The organism is Amycolatopsis sp. CA-211722 (genome assembly GCF_056828465.1).
Window position 1 is genome coordinate 3,284,965 of sequence record NZ_CP184752.1, and the last position, 14,270, is coordinate 3,299,234.

Consider the following 14,270-nt stretch of genomic DNA (forward strand, 5'->3'; position numbering starts at 1 on the left):
GACGTGCTGAGCATTCTCGTGCCGGGCGGATCCGGGCAGCTGGGGCGGGACCTCGGGGCACTGGCCGTGGGCTCCATCGACGCCACGACCCCGTCTTCGTCGGAGCTGGACGTGCGCGACACCGGCCAGGTCGTCGCGGCGGTGACCGAGCTGGCGGACCGGGCGCGGGCGGCGGGGAAGTCGCCGGTGGTGATCAACGCGGCCGCCTACACCGCGGTGGACGCGGCGGAAACCGACGAGGAGCGGGCGTTCGCGGTGAACGCCGACGGCCCCCGGGTGCTCGCCGCCGCGTGCTCTTCGCGCGGGGTGCCGCTCATCCACGTGTCCACGGACTACGTGTTCCCGGGCGACGCGACTTCGCCGTACGAGGCCACGGATCTGCTGGGGCCGCTCAACGCCTACGGCCGGACGAAGGCCGCCGGCGAGGACGCGTTGCTCGGTTCGGGAGCCCGATCGTGGATCGTGCGGACGTCCTGGGTGTACGGCAAGACCGGGTCGAATTTCGTGGAGACCATGGCGCGTCTGGAAAAGGAGCGCGACGAACTGTCCGTTGTGGACGATCAGGCCGGTTCGCCGACCTGGTCCCGTGACCTCGCCGCGGGTCTGCTGGAGCTGGCGGGCCGGGTCGCCGCCGGTGAAGGGCCGTCGCAGCGGGTGCTGCACTGCACAGGTGGTGGGTCGACGACGTGGTGCGGGTTCGCGAAGGCGATCTTCGCGGAGCTGGGCGCGGATCCGGCGCGCGTGAAGCCCTGCACGACGGCGGAGTTCCCCCGTCCGGCCGCGCGCCCGGCGTACGGCGTGCTGTCGAACGCGTCGTGGCGCGAGGCGGGCCTCACTCCGCTCCGGGGCTGGCCCGAGGCGCTGAAGGCCTACTTCGCTTCCTGATCCCTCCCCGCGTTTCGTCCTCTAGTTGCGGTACTTGCGTGTGCAAGTACCGCAACTAGAGGACGAAACGCGCGGGTGGTCAGTGCTTCGTGCTCGCCTGGCGGTACGCGGCGACGGTGAGTTCGGCGCACGCGCGCCAGGTGAAGTTCGCGACGTGCGCGCGGCGCGCGGCCGAAGTGGCGACGGCGTGCGGATCGCTGACGGCCATCCGCAGCGCCTCCACGAGCCCGTCGACGTCCTCGTAGGGCACCAGGCTCGCGCAGTTCCCCGCGACCTCGCGCAGCGCCGGGATGTCCGTGCACACCACGGGGACGTCCGACGCCAGCGCCTCCAGCACCGGAAGCCCGAAGCCTTCGTCGCGCGACGGCAGCACCAGCGCGCTGGCCCCGGCGACGACGCGCCGGAGGTTGACGTCCGACAGGTAGCCGACGTGCCGCGAACGTGAGCCCACCGCGAACGAACCGGGGCCGACGAACACCAGATCCGGCAGATCCGGCGCGGCCTCGTGTGCCTGCTGGAGCCAGTGCAGGCCCTTGCGGGGCCCGGGGGCGCCGGCGAAGAGCAGGTACTTGTCCGGGAGCCCGAGTTCCTTGCGGCGTTCCGGGTCCGGCGGGCGCGCGGTGAACCAGGCCGGGTTCACGCCGAGCGGGGTCACGATGATCTTGCCGCGATCCACGTCGAGCCGTTCGGCGACCTGGTCGGCGACGGCGTTGGTGGGTGTGCAGATCGCGTCCGCGAGCCGGGCGCCGCGCCGCACCAGCCGAGGCAGCTCGTGATCGCTCGGCGCGAGCTCCTCGGGGGCGTCCAAAAAGGCCAGATCGTGGATGGTCACCACGCCCGCGGCGCGGAACCGGCCCGGCAGCACGAAGTTGGTGCCGTGCACGACATCCGTCGGCCCGGCGAACAGCTCCACCGGTGGCAGCTGCGAACGCAGCCATGCCTTGCGCAGCAGCCGCGCCGCCACCGGCATCCCGCGCGCCCGGACGCCGTGCGGGAGCACGTGCCGCAGCCTTCGCCAGCCGCGCAACGTGAACGCGACCGCACGAGTGTCCACTTCGGACATCGAGGCGAGCTCTTCGGACAGCGCGACGGTGTACCGGCCGATACCCGTCCTGGCACCGAGCAGCGGGGTCCCGTCGAGCAGGACGCGCAAGGGGCGGTCAGCCACGGCCGAGCCTCTGCTTGGCGACCTTGACCACGCGGCCGCCGACGCGTCGCGCGAGCTCCTTCGGGCCGCCGTCGGCGAGGTACTCGCGGATCAGTGCGACGTCGCGGTGCAGCATTTCCTTGCCTCGCACCGGTTCGGCGACCACGAGGTCGCTGGAGCCGGGCAGCCGGTCGGCGGCGGGCCGCGGGTTGCGGCAGAACTCCACCAGCGGTTTCAGTGCCTCCGGCCAGGCGTAGCGCTGGGCGACCGCGGCCATCCGCTCGACGCAGCCCGCGGCGAACTCCTCGTCGTACAACGCCTTTTCGAGCGCGTCGGCGAGCGCGTCGACGTCCTCGGCCGGGACGACGACACCGAGCCGTTCCTCGCGGACCAGGTCGGCGAACGAGTCGCCGTCGGTGGTCACGATCGGCAGCCCGGCCCACAGGTAGTCGAGCACCCGCGTCCGGAACGCGAAGGTCGTCTCGACGTGTTCGTAGTGCGTGGTGACGCCGCAGTTCGCGTCGAGCAGCCAGTTCTGGCGCTCCTCGTACGGCACCCACTGCTGGTTGAAGAACACATGCTTGCCGGTGAGCCCGAGCGTGTCGGACAGCAGCATCGTCCGCGTGCCGATGTCCATTTCGGTGACCTCGGGGTTGGGATGCTTCATCCCGAGGAAGACCAGGCGGACGTCACCGCGGCGCTGCCGCAGCAGTTCGATCGCCCGCACCAGGGTCAGCGGGTCGAACCAGCTGTAGACGCCGCCCGCCCACAGCACGACGTGGTCGGTCTCGCTGATACCGTCCAAAGTGGACCGTAGGCCGGGGCCGGTGCGCGCCGGAGCCTGCGACGACAGTCCGAACGGCACGATCGACAGCAGCGACTGGGTGGTCGGGTCGGCGTCGTACAGCCGCGGCGACAGCCTGCCCATCGCGGCGAGGTGGCCCAGCCAGAAGTGGCGTTGACGGTCCGAGGCGCAGAGGAAGAAGTCGCCGCGTTCCAGTTGCGCGTCGAGGACCTTGGTGACCCCGATGAGGTCCAGCGCCCGCTTGTCGTCGGGAACGCCCTTGCCCTGTTCGAGCAGTTCGAGGTGCATCGGGTCGTACAGATCCGCGACGACGATCTTGTGCGCGTACTCCTTCTTCAGCGAGGGCGCGAATTCGAGCACGTGGCCCTGCAGGACGATGATGTCGGCCCAGGCGATCGGCGTCTCCAGGTCGCGTCGGGTGGCCGCGCTGACCCGGAACGCCGCGGGCGGCGGATCGGCGAGCGGGTTGACCGTCACCAGGTGGACGTCGTGTTCGGTGGCCAGCGTCGCGGCCATGTTCCACGCGCGGATCGCCGGGCCCGCCATCCGCTCGGTGATCGCGTCGCCGGTGATCACCAATACCTTGCGACGCTGCCCGAAGAGCGCGTCGATACCGAACGTCTCGACGAGGATCTCGTGTGCGGCGAGATAACGCGGCAGCGGATACGCGGGTTCCAAAGCCTTACGTAGCAACGGAAGCAGATCGGCGTCGGTGCGGACGCGGGCGGCCTGTTCGGCGGCGCGGGACTCGGTGAGCGAAGGCAGCAGTTCGACGAACTGGTCGATCGCCAGCACACCGGCCAACGTCGTCCTCGGCACCTCGACCGGGCCGGTTTCGGCCGGGCCGACGCCCTGGGCGAGATCGAACCGGGTGGTGTCGAGGTCGCCGCGCGCGGTCGCCCGGCGGACGGCCAGCGCCAGCGCCGCGGGCAGCGCGCGGGTCAGTGTCTCGTCGGAGAGGTTCTTGTACAGCGCCGCCAAGGCGTTGCGCTCCAGCAGGAACGTCTCTCGCCCGGAGTCCGGCGCGTCCACTGTGGACATGGTGGCGTGGTGCCGGTGGTAGGTCAGCGACTCCGGCACGTAGCGCACGCGCCAGCCGCGAAGGTTCAGCCGCCAGCCGAGGTCGACGTCCTCGTAGAACATGAAGAACCGCTCGTCGAAGCCGCCGAGTTCGGCGAAGACCCCGGCGCGGACGAACATCGCCGAACCGGTCGCGAACAGGACGTCCTTGGCGATCTCGTGCTCGGCGGCGGGGACGTCCGACAGCGGGCTGCCGGCGTGGCGCTTGTAGCCCATGCCGAACCAGGTGAGGCCGGCGTCGACGAAGTCGGTGCCGGTGCCGTCCCAGTCGAGGACCTTGCTGGCCACCGCGGCGACGGTCGGCTGCGCGCGCAGTTCGGCCACGGCCGTGCCGACCCAGCCGGGAGCCGGGCGGGCGTCGTTGTTGAGGAAGGCGAGGACGGTGCCCGTCGCGTGCCTCGCGCCGAGATTGCAGCCGCCCGCGAAACCGGAGTTCACCGGGGACTCGACGAGCTTGACGCCCGGGGCCGCGGCCTTGATCTCGGCCACGTCGGTGCCGCCGGAGGCGTTGTCGACACAGATGACCTCGAGGTTCGGGTAATCGTGTTCGGCGAGCGCGCGCAGGCAGGTGACGGTGTCGGCCGCTCCCCGGTAGTTCACCACGATCACCGAGACGACCGGTTGCGTTTCCCCCTGCGCCAAAGCCGTGCTCCCTGCTCTCGATTGGGGCAAGCTTAATTGCCCGCCCACGCGTCCCAGACCGCGCCTCGGCCCAGTGTCGCCCGTCGCCCGATGGCCCGCCGCTCGAGCAGCGTGCGCGGCAGGCGGGCGGCGACGGCGCCCAGGACCCGGCACCGGAGACTCAGACGGAAGTTCGGTGCCGCCGGTTTCCCGCGAAGGGGGAGTATCGCGGTCAGGATCGTGAACTTCACCAGCTGACGGATCGCCACCGCGGGCGGGGCGCACCGCAGGAGAGTCAGCAGGCGGTTGCGTTCGTTCCACAGGTGGAACGGGACCGAACCCGGCCGGGTGCTCGCGCCATGCCGATGGATGACCTCGGCTTCGGCGCCGACGACGTCCCAGCCCGCCAGCCGGAGCCGCCACGCGGTGTCGGTGTCCTCGTAGTAGCAGAAGTAGGAGGCCGGGACGCCGCCGACGGAACGGAGCGCCTCGACGTTCAGCACGGCCGCGCCCCCGCAGAAACCGAAGACCTCGTCGACGGGTTCGGGCAGGTCGGCGCCGTGGCCGTCGGCGGTCAGGCGGACCCCGGTGGACTGGACGGTCCCGTCGGCCAGCGTCAGCCGTGCGCTCACCGCGGCGGCGAGTGGTGCCTTGGCGAGAGTGTCTTCGCAGGTCGCGAGCCACTCCGGGCCGGGGGCGGCGTCGTCGTTCAGCCACGCCATCAGCGGGGTGCCCACTTCGTCCAGCGCGGCGGCCATGGCGCCCGCGTACCCGGTGTTGTGCCGCAGCCGGAGTACCTCGGGTTTCGACGGATGGGCGGCGAGCAGCTCGGCCGTTCCGTCGTCGGAGGCGTTGTCGACGACCAGCGTCCGATGCGGGCGGGTCTGCGCGGCGAGCGCGTCGAGGCAGGCGGTGATGTGCGCGGCGCCGCGCCAGGTGACCACGACGACGGTGGTGCTGGTCATGCCAGAGAGAATAGAGACCATGCCCGAACTGGTCGTGCTCGCCGAGCAACTGCTGGCCCCGGTCCCCGGCGGCACCGGCCGCTACACCGGTGAGCTGCTGCGGGCGCTCGCCGAGACCGCGCCGCCGGGTTGGACGGTGTCGAGCGTGGTCGCCCGGCATGCCGGCGTCGAGGCCGCGGTCGTCGAGGGGGTCGAGGGTCCGCGCGTGCTGCCGATCCCGCCCCGGGCGCTGATCGCCGCCTGGCAGCTGGGGCTGCCGTGGTGGCCGGGCGGCGACGCGGTCCACGCGCCGACGCCGCTGGCGCCCGCGCGAGTGCCGAAGGGGCGGACGCTGTCGGTCGCGGTGCACGACACCGTGCCCTGGACGCATCCCGAGACGCTGACCCCGCGCGGCGTCTCGTGGCACAAGGCGGTGATCGCGCGGGCCGCGTCGCGGGCGACCGCCCTGACCGTGCCGACGCGAGCGATCGCGGACGAGCTCACCGAGTTGGTGCCGGTCTCGGTGCCGCTGCGCGTGATCCCGCACGGTGTCCGGCCGCACGCCGGGTTCGCCGAGGTCTCGTTGCCGGAGCGGTTCGTGCTCGCGATCGGGACCATCGAGCCGCGCAAAGGCGTCGACGTGCTGATCGACGCCGTCGGGCGGATCGGGGTGCCGCTGGTGCTGGCGGGCCAGCCGGGCTGGGGTGGCATCGACCCGGTGGCGCTGGCGCGTGAGCACGGCGCCGACGTCCGGGTGCTGGGGAAGGTGAGCGACGCGGAGCTGGCGTTCGCGCTGAGGGGGGCGTCGGTGCTGGCGATGCCGAGCCGGGCCGAGGGATTCGGGCTGCCACTGATCGAGGCGATGGCGGCCGGGGTGCCGGTGGTGCATTCGGACGTCCCCGCGCTGGTCGAGGTGGCCGGGGGAGCGGGCGTGACGGTCCCGGTCGGCGACGCGCAAGCGCTTGCGGACGCCCTTCGCGGCGTACTCGAACATCCGGAGCGCGCTGCGGCGCTGCGTGACAGCGGTCTCAGCCGTTCGAGTGAGTTCACCTGGCAGCGTGCCGCTTCGGCCGTGTGGGATCTTCACCTGCGCGAGGACTTTGTTGGTTCCCCACCGCGGAGCCGGTAGGCCGCCGTACCCTCCTAGGGTGACCGAAGACCCTCGCGTGCTGATCGACGCGACCGCTGTCCCCGCGGACCGGGGTGGCGTCGGACGTTACGTGGATTCGCTGGTCGCGGCGCTGGACGAAGACGGTGCACGGATCACCGTCGTCTGCCAGCCGCGGGACGCGGTGTTGTACGACCGGCTGGCGCCCGGCGCGCGGATCGTGCCCACCTCGCCGTCGACGTCGACCAGGACGGCCAGGCTGACGTGGGAGCAGGCGACGCTGCCCCGGCTGGTCCGGCGGCTCGCCGCCGACGTCGTCCACTCTCCGCACTACACGATGCCGCTGGCCAGCCCGGCCGCGTCGGTGGTGACGCTGCACGACGCGACCTTCTTCACCGACGCCGTGCTGCACTCTTCGGTGAAAGCGCGCTTCTTCCGCGCTTGGACCGCGACGGCGCTTCGCCGCGCCACGCTGTGCATCGTGCCGAGCATCGCGACGGCGGCCGAACTGGAGCGCGTCGGCCAAGTGCGCGACGCGGAATTGGAGATCATCCATCACGGCGTCGAGCCGGACCGGTTCCATCCGCCCTCACCCGCCGAGATCGAGGCCGCGCGCCAGGCCGTCGGGCTCGGGAAGACTCCGTACGTCGCCTTCCTGGGCGCGCTGGAACCGCGCAAGAACGTGCCCGCGCTGATCCGTGGTTTCGCGCACGCCGTGACCGGCAGGCCGAACCCGCCTGCGCTGGTACTGGCCGGGCAACCGGGCTGGGATTCGCAGGTCGAACGCGCACTCGACGCCGTACCGCACCGGCTGCGGGTGATCCGGGCCGGATATCTGCCGTTCGACACGCTCGCCGGCTTCCTCGGCGGCTCCGAGCTGGTCGCGTACCCGAGCCTCGGAGAGGGGTTCGGGCTGCCGGTGCTTGAGGCGATGGCGTGCGGCGCGGCCGTGCTGACGACCAGGCGGCTTTCGCTGCCGGAGGTCGGCGGGGACGCGGTCGCCTACTGCGGGGTCGGCGCGGGAGACGTCGCGGCGGCCATCTCGGAGCTGCTCGACGACCCGGCTCGAAGGGCGGAGCTGGCCGAAGCCGCGCTCCGGCGGGCGAAGGAGTTCTCGTGGGCGACGACCGCGGAGCGGCATCGGGAGGCTTACGCGAAGGCCTGGCACCGGCATGCACGGCGGCGGGCCGGCTGAGGCTCGCCCACGTCTCGTGAGTGTTTAGAGCGGTTAGAACCGTCCTAAACACTCACGAGGTGGGTGGGGGCGTGGTCGCGTTCGGTGACGGGTGGACAATGACCGCGTGACTGAGCACCCCAGCTACGGCGACGGGCTCGCCGTCGTGACCGTGACGTACTTCCCCGGCGAGACCCTGGAGAAGTTCCTCGACACGCTCGAGAAGGCGACGGACCGGGACGTCCAGGTCGTCGTCGCCGACAACGACTCCACGGACGACGCGCTGGACAAGGCCGCCCGCCGGGACAACGTCAAGCTGCTCAGGATCGGCGAGAACGTCGGCTACGGCACGGCCGCCAACCGAGGTGTCGCGGAGCTCGACGACGGTTACGGCTGGATCGCCGTGGTCAACCCGGACGTCGAATGGGAACCCGGTTCGCTCGACGCGTTGCTCGAGGTGGCCGCGCGGTGGCCGCGCGGTGGCGCGTTCGGTCCGCTCATCCACGATCTCGACGGCACCGTCTACCCGTCGGCCCGGCTCCTGCCGTCCTTCGGCCGAGGGATCGGGCACGCGGCGCTGGGCAAGCTGTGGCCGGGCAACCCGTGGACACGGCAGTACCGGCAGGAGACCGGCACCCCGGTCGAGCGCACGGCGGGCTGGCTTTCCGGATCCTGCCTGCTGTTCCGCCGCGAGGCCTTCGACTCGGTCGACGGGTTCGACACGCGCTACTTCATGTACTTCGAGGACGTCGACCTCGGTGATCGGCTGACCCGCGCGGGCTGGCTGAACGTGTACGCGCCTTCGTCCAGCGTCATGCACATCGGCGGGCACTCGACTTCGAAGGCTTCGGCGAAGATGCTGCGTGCGCACCACGACAGTGCGTACCGCTACCTCGCGGACCGTTACCGCGGTCTCCTGTGGAAGCCGGTCATGCTCGCGGTGAAGGCCGGTCTCGCGCTGCGGCTCAAGCTCGAAACGCGCCCGAAGTAACCGTTCCGGCCACCGGAATTCGCGCGACCCGGCTCCCGGCCGTCGTTACCGTCGGTGCATGGACTTCGCCGCACTGGACACCTGGTTGACGGAACGCGCCGGGGAGGACCGCTTCTCCGGCGTCGTGCTGATCCGGCGCGGAGACGAGACGCTGTTCGAGCACGGGTACGGCCTGGCCAGCCGCCGCTGGTCGGTGCCGAACGCGCCGGACGTCCGGTACGACACCGCGTCGATCACCAAGGTCGTCACCGCGATCGCCGCACTGCGGCTGGCCGACGAGGGGCGGCTGGATCTCGACCGCCCGATCGGCGAGCTCGTCGACCTCGGCGGCACGGCGATCGCCACCGGGGCGACGACGCGGCAGCTGCTCACGCATACGTCCGGGATCGCCGACGACGCCGACGAGGAAGCGGGCGAGAGCTACGAGGCGTTGTGGGTCGACAAGCCGGTGTACTCGGTGGTGGACACGCGGGACCATCTGCCCAATTTCGCTTACCGGGCACCGAACTTCGCGCCGGGCGAGGGCTGCCGATACTGCAATTCGGGCTACGTCCTCGCCGGGCTGGTGATCGAGGAGATCACCGGAAGGCCGTATCGCGACCACGTCCGCGAGGCCGTGCTCGATCGCGCGGGGATGACCGATTCGGGTTTCTTCGACCGCCGTGATCCGGAGCCGAGGGTCGCCGAAGGCTGGGATCCCATTCTCGACGGTGAACGGGTCGCCGGCTGGAAGCAGAACCTCTTCAGTTACCCGCCGATCGGTTCACCTGATGGTGGTTTGTACTGCACCGTCGGCGACCTCGTCCGGTTGCTGCGGGCGATCCGCGAAGAACGGCTTCTGAGCCCCGCGCGCACGAAGGAGTTCCTCACGCCGCAGGTGCTTCACAGCAGCGGCGTCTGGTACGGCTTCGGTCTCGAATTCGTCCTGGCGCCGGACGGCTCGGTGCGGCACTACTACAAGGACGGCGGGAACGTCGGCGTCTGCGCGCTGATGCGCCACTATCCGGCCGAAGGCCTGGACGTCGCGATGCTGTCCAACGCCACGTACGGCGGGGGAGCGGCGATCCAGGAGATCGACCGGGTGATCCAGACGCTATGAACGGTCCGTTCCTTGCAGAATTTGCAAGGAACGGACCGTTCATAGCGCGCGTGAAGGGGCTAGATGCCGTCCAGGCGGCGCGAGAGGTTCGACCGCCCCGAAGGGTTCTGCTTCACCGTCGGCACCAGGCCGCCGACCTCGTTCTCGACGGTCTCCGGCTCCGGCTGCTCGATCAGGGGACTCTGCACCGGCGCGGCGGGCGGCCGCCGGGTGAGCGGGGTCGTCGCCTGCGGTAACGGCCTGGTCTGCTGCGGAGCGCCGGGGCGGCGCGGGTACGGCTGCGGCTGAGTCGAGCCTTCGCCCCGAGCCGGCGGCAGGTCCAGCCGCGTCGTCGGTTCGGGCCCCGCGAGCGGGTGATCGTTCTCGGCGATCAACGAAGCCGGCAGCTGAGTGGTCGTATCCGGGTCCGAGGAACGGTCGATCTCGGCGACCACCGATCGGGGGATCTGCTGGGTGTTCGCGGAGTCCATCGGAGACGTCGCGTTGTCCGGTGTCACGACGAAGGCTCCACGCGCGCTTGCGCGTGCGAGCAAGGCGTCCGCCCGAGCACGGGGGTCCATTCCCCTAGGCCTCCCGACTGACCTGGGGCCCTCTGGGATCAGGGCCGACTGTGTGTTGTCTAGGGTAGGCCCTAGGTGCGGCCGCCGTCAGCAGACCCGCAAACGTCTTCCGACAAAAGTTGGCGCGCCGCGAAGGCCTCAGGCTTCCATGTCCGACAGGATCCGGGTGCTGGAGTCGGCCTTGTCCGTGCCGCCGATGCCGTAGATCATCGAGATGCCGTTGCGGGCCCCCGCCTCGACCTCGTCGGCCGGGAGCTCGTCGACGTTGCGCCGGTCGCCGCCGTTGCAGAACTCGAGCTCCGTGTCCGGGTACGCCGCGCGGATCTGGTCGAACGATTCGTTGATACCCGGCCCCTGCTCGACGGCGATGTACACGTCGTCGACGATGCGCAGCGCGCGGACGATCCGGGCACGGACGTCCTCGGTCTGGATCACCCTGCCCTTCTTGAGGACTTGCTGGTGATCGTTGTTGACGATGACGATCAGGTAGCCGGACCGCGCCTGCGCGGCCTCGAACAGGTCGAGATGGCCCTGGTGGAGCGGGTTGAAGTACCCGCTGACGATCGAGGCCTTCGCCGGTCGCTCGGTCATCGTCGGTGTCCTCCATAGGCTTACGGTTACAGGTGGCCCGCTCACCCTAGCCGAGTGCCGGGTAGGTTCGGCGTGTGCGATTCCGTCCTGCCTTCGAGCTGGACCTGGACACGGTTCTGGGCCCGCTGAGCCGTGGATCGCGGTCGCCCAACGTCGTCCGCGCCGAGAGCGGGGTCACCTGGGTGGCCGCCAACACCGCGGACGGCGCGGGCACGCTCGCGCTGCTGCGGCGCGCGGACGGGGAGATCGAGGCGGAGGCTTGGGGGCCCGGCGCGGACAGGCTGCTCGAGGGTGTCCCGGCGATGCTGGGCGCGCACGACGACGACTCGGAATTCGTCGCCCACCACGACGTCATCGCGACGGCGCGCCGCCGCAACCCGGGGCTGCGCCTCGGCTCGACCGGCCGGGTGTGGGACGCGCTGGTGCTCGCCGTGCTGGAACAGAAGGTGACCAGCACGGAGGCGCTGCGGTCGTGGGGTGAGCTGTGCCGCTGGTTCGGGGAGCAGGCCCCGGGGCCGGGCCCGTCGCGGCTGCGGGTGCCGCCGACGCCCGTCGCCATCCGATCCATTGTGGACTGGAAATGGCATCGCGCCGGGGTGGACCTGAAACGGCGGACGACGCTGATCGCCGCGGCCCGCGTCGCGTCGCGGCTGGAGAAGGCCGTGGAGCTGAAGGGTGTCGAAGGCCGGGCCTGGCTGCGGAAGGTGCCGGGCATCGGCGTGTGGACCGCGGCGGAGATCGCGCAGCGCGCCTGGGGAGACCCGGACGCGGTGAGCTTCGGTGACTACAACATCCCGTCGATGGTCGGGCACGCGCTGGTCGGCACGAAACTCGACGACGCCGGGATGTCCGAGGTGCTGGCGCCGTATTCACCGCAACGGCAGCGCGCGGTGCGCTACCTGTCGACGGCCGGATTCCGCCGCCCGAGGTTCGGGCCGAAGATCGAGCTCCGCGACTATCGCGCGATGTGATCGCCCGAGGCCCGCGTTCAGTCCTCTAGACGCGGTTGTCAGTTACCCCAGCCCTGCGGCGGGTAGGGCTGCTGCTGGCTCGGGTACTGCGGCTGCTGGGGCGGGTACTGGTGGTACGGGAGAGCGGGCGGCTGCGGCTTGCTGTTCGACTTCACGAGGAAGTAGATCCCGACGCCGATCCCGGCCAGGATCAGGGCGCCGACCACCAGTACCAAGAGGAAGACCATGCCGTGAGCCTAACCGGCGATCCGGTCACCGGCCCGGCGGCGGCCGGTCGGCTCGCCGTGCCGCCTCGAACCGTCCCGGCCGCGGTGTCTCCGGAGGTGGCAGAGGTGGCAACGGTGCTCAATGGGCGGGGCGTTCCTGCAGCCGCGTGCGGTATGCCGTGACGTTCGCGGCCAGTGCGGCGTTCACGATGGCGATCGCTTCGCCTTGGCTCAGCCCCAGCTTGCGGGTGATCGCCGCGTACTCGGAGGCTGCCTTCTGCGCCAGTTTCCGGTTCTGGTCGCCAGAGTCCCCGACGAAGGTGCCTGCCCGGCCGCGGGTTTCGATCAGGCCGGCCTCTTCCAGTTCGCGGTAGGCCTTGGCGACCGTATTGGGCGCGATACCGAGATCCTCGGCCAGTTTGCGGACCGTCGGTAGTTTCGTTCCCACGGACAGCGTCCGGTCCGTGATCTGTGCGGCGAAGGCCGCTCGTACCTGTTCGTACGGGGGGACCGGTGAGTTGGTGTCGACGCTGACGATCACTTCGTGCTCCAGGGGTCTCTTTGTCGGCGGGCTTGATCAGAGCACCGTGCTCGGCGGCGCCGATGGGGGCCGATGCGGCTGGCGGATCCGGGCCGCCAGTACGGCGACCAGGGTGACCGCCGCGGCTCCCAGGAGGAACCCCCAGAACAGCCCGGCGAATTCCGGCACCGCGGTGGTCATGGGGAGCGCGAGGTAGATCCCGGCGGGCAGCAGGGCCAGCTGCCCGTCCTTCCGGCGGAGCGCGTCGTCCGTGCGCAGGGAAAGTTCGTCGTCGGCCAGTGCGGGCTGCTCGATCACTTGACGGACGAGGACGAGAGACAGCCCGCCGAGGACGACGATGCCCGCCGCGTAGGTGAAGCCGGCCAGCCGGGTTTCGATGGGCTCCGCGAGCAGTCCGATGCCCAGGCCGATGGCGATCCCGCCGACCGTGCTGAGCAGCCACAGCACGACCGGGCCGGCACCGGCCACGTCGAGGACGCCCAGCTTTTTCCCGTGCGCGATCCGGCGCGGCAGGGACCTTGCCAGCCGCTTTTCCGCCTTCCGTATTCGCTGGAAGGTCCACGAGATGAGCCCGGCCAGCACGGCGAAGCTCACCAGAACCGCGATCAACGCTCCCGATTCGGAGAACTCCGGCCAGCCTGCCCTCCGGCGCGACAAAACCTCCGCCGCGGCGCCCGAACTCCGTACGACGAACTCCTGGCTCAGCAGGAACCAGGTTCCCCAGGTCGCCGCGAAAAGAACCACCGCCACGGCGACCGTCTGCCCTCTGATCCGGCTGCGCAGCTTCATCCTGGTCAGCTGAAACTGCTGGGATTCGCTGAGTTCCACCACTGTGCCGCCCCCCTTTGTGTCAGCGATCGTATCGCCATGATGACACAATCAGTGACACAAAAGCAAGCGGGGCTAGCGAGCGGGTGGGACGACCTGGGTGGCGTCACCGTTGCCGCCTGGCACCACCTGTGTCCGGTCGCCGCCCGCCGGCGAGACGACCTGAGTGCGGTCGGCGCCGGCGGGGGAGACCACCTGAGTGCGGTCGGCGGCCGCCTGCTGCTGAGGGGACACGACCTGGGTGCGGTCCGCGTTCGGGTCGATCGGCGGTCCGGCCTGCGGAGCAGGCGGCGGAAAACCGGGCATGGGCGGCTGGGCCCCGGCGAATGGGTTGGGCGCAGGGGCGCCGGGCGGGGGCGCGAAACCCGCCGGAACGGGGGCCGGGGGCGGCGGGAAACCGGGCGCCTGGCCGTAGCCGGGCTGAGGCGGCGGGAAACCGGGCTGCTGCTGCCAGTTGCCCTGCGGGGCGGGGCCACCGCCGGGCGGGGGAGGCGGCGGGAAACCGGGGGCCGGGCCGCCACCGCCGAAGTTCGGGTTCTGGGGGAAGGTCATCGGCGGCTTCTTCGCCTGGTTGACCTTCACGATGATCACCACGATCACGATGATGATGACGATGATCGCCAGGATCAGCAGAAACCAGCCGAAACCGTCACCGTCACCGCTGCTGTGCACCCGGACCCGGTCCAGGTATGGCGTCAGCGTCGTCAGCATCATTCCCC

At 70.8% G+C, this 14,270-nt stretch carries 15 protein-coding genes; 6 read left to right on the forward strand and 9 right to left on the reverse strand.

Features of this window, described 5'->3' with window-relative positions; translation table 11 throughout:
• Window positions 1–3: 3 nt before the first annotated feature.
• On the forward strand, window positions 4–885 hold the full coding sequence (gene rfbD / locus ACOCEP_RS16260) for a dTDP-4-dehydrorhamnose reductase (RefSeq protein WP_482338131.1): 882 nt from the start codon (window positions 4–6) through the stop codon (window positions 883–885).
• A 79-nt stretch (window positions 886–964) separates the two neighbouring features.
• Here rfbD and ACOCEP_RS16265 read toward each other — a convergent pair whose 3' ends face one another.
• Genes ACOCEP_RS16265 through ACOCEP_RS16275 form a run of 3 tightly spaced genes read right to left on the reverse strand, consistent with a single transcriptional unit; the run spans window position 965 to window position 5,503 of the window.
• Window positions 965–2,053 (reverse strand): glycosyltransferase family 4 protein, encoded by a 1,089-nt coding sequence (locus ACOCEP_RS16265; protein ID WP_482338132.1) that lies wholly within the window; start codon window positions 2,051–2,053, stop codon window positions 965–967.
• A complete protein-coding gene (locus ACOCEP_RS16270) occupies window positions 2,046–4,559 on the reverse strand; it encodes a glycosyltransferase (protein ID WP_482338133.1) in 2,514 nt (837 codons plus the stop codon). The genes ACOCEP_RS16265 and ACOCEP_RS16270 overlap by 8 nt, the downstream gene beginning before the upstream one ends.
• A gap of 32 nt (window positions 4,560–4,591) precedes the next feature.
• Window positions 4,592–5,503 carry a glycosyltransferase family 2 protein gene (locus ACOCEP_RS16275; protein ID WP_482338135.1) on the reverse strand — a complete coding sequence of 304 codons (912 nt, stop codon included), beginning with the start codon at window positions 5,501–5,503 and terminating at the stop codon, window positions 4,592–4,594.
• 19 nt (window positions 5,504–5,522) lie between these two features.
• Between ACOCEP_RS16275 and ACOCEP_RS16280 the strand changes: the two genes are divergently transcribed.
• The 4 genes from ACOCEP_RS16280 (at window position 5,523) to ACOCEP_RS16295 (ending at window position 9,854) form a co-directional block, all read left to right on the forward strand.
• Complete coding sequence (locus ACOCEP_RS16280; protein WP_482339736.1) at window positions 5,523–6,611, forward strand: glycosyltransferase family 4 protein; 1,089 nt, start codon at window positions 5,523–5,525, stop codon at window positions 6,609–6,611.
• 37 nt (window positions 6,612–6,648) lie between these two features.
• The gene (locus ACOCEP_RS16285) at window positions 6,649–7,785 is read left to right on the forward strand and encodes a glycosyltransferase family 4 protein (protein WP_482339737.1); all 1,137 of its coding nucleotides are present in this window, start codon (window positions 6,649–6,651) and stop codon (window positions 7,783–7,785) included.
• 106 nt (window positions 7,786–7,891) lie between these two features.
• Complete coding sequence (locus ACOCEP_RS16290) at window positions 7,892–8,755, forward strand: glycosyltransferase family 2 protein (protein ID WP_482338136.1); 864 nt, start codon at window positions 7,892–7,894, stop codon at window positions 8,753–8,755.
• 58 nt (window positions 8,756–8,813) lie between these two features.
• Entirely contained in the window at window positions 8,814–9,854 is a 1,041-nt protein-coding gene (locus ACOCEP_RS16295) for a serine hydrolase domain-containing protein (RefSeq protein ID WP_482338137.1), read from the forward strand.
• Window positions 9,855–9,913: 59 nt separating this feature from the next.
• On the opposite strand, the gene ACOCEP_RS16300 is transcribed toward ACOCEP_RS16295, so the two are convergent.
• Complete coding sequence (locus ACOCEP_RS16300; RefSeq protein WP_185927248.1) at window positions 9,914–10,414, reverse strand: hypothetical protein; 501 nt, start codon at window positions 10,412–10,414, stop codon at window positions 9,914–9,916.
• A 138-nt stretch (window positions 10,415–10,552) separates the two neighbouring features.
• Window positions 10,553–11,005, reverse strand: coding sequence for an adenylyltransferase/cytidyltransferase family protein (locus ACOCEP_RS16305; RefSeq protein ID WP_482338139.1), 453 nt, complete (start codon window positions 11,003–11,005; stop codon window positions 10,553–10,555).
• 74 nt (window positions 11,006–11,079) lie between these two features.
• On the opposite strand from ACOCEP_RS16305, the gene ACOCEP_RS16310 reads away from it, so the two are divergent.
• Entirely contained in the window at window positions 11,080–11,976 is an 897-nt protein-coding gene (locus ACOCEP_RS16310; RefSeq protein ID WP_482338140.1) for a DNA-3-methyladenine glycosylase family protein, read from the forward strand.
• Between the two features lie 38 nt (window positions 11,977–12,014).
• Here ACOCEP_RS16310 and ACOCEP_RS16315 read toward each other — a convergent pair whose 3' ends face one another.
• The 4 genes from ACOCEP_RS16315 to ACOCEP_RS16330 form a co-directional block, all read right to left on the reverse strand.
• Complete coding sequence (locus ACOCEP_RS16315) at window positions 12,015–12,203, reverse strand: hypothetical protein (protein WP_482338141.1); 189 nt, start codon at window positions 12,201–12,203, stop codon at window positions 12,015–12,017.
• Between the two features lie 118 nt (window positions 12,204–12,321).
• The gene (locus tag ACOCEP_RS16320) at window positions 12,322–12,723 is read right to left on the reverse strand and encodes a GntR family transcriptional regulator (protein WP_482338142.1); all 402 of its coding nucleotides are present in this window, start codon (window positions 12,721–12,723) and stop codon (window positions 12,322–12,324) included.
• 36 nt (window positions 12,724–12,759) lie between these two features.
• A complete protein-coding gene (locus ACOCEP_RS16325) occupies window positions 12,760–13,554 on the reverse strand; it encodes a hypothetical protein (RefSeq protein WP_482338143.1) in 795 nt (264 codons plus the stop codon).
• A 72-nt stretch (window positions 13,555–13,626) separates the two neighbouring features.
• The gene (locus ACOCEP_RS16330) at window positions 13,627–14,262 is read right to left on the reverse strand and encodes a hypothetical protein (RefSeq protein ID WP_482338145.1); all 636 of its coding nucleotides are present in this window, start codon (window positions 14,260–14,262) and stop codon (window positions 13,627–13,629) included.
• Window positions 14,263–14,270 lie beyond the last annotated feature (8 nt).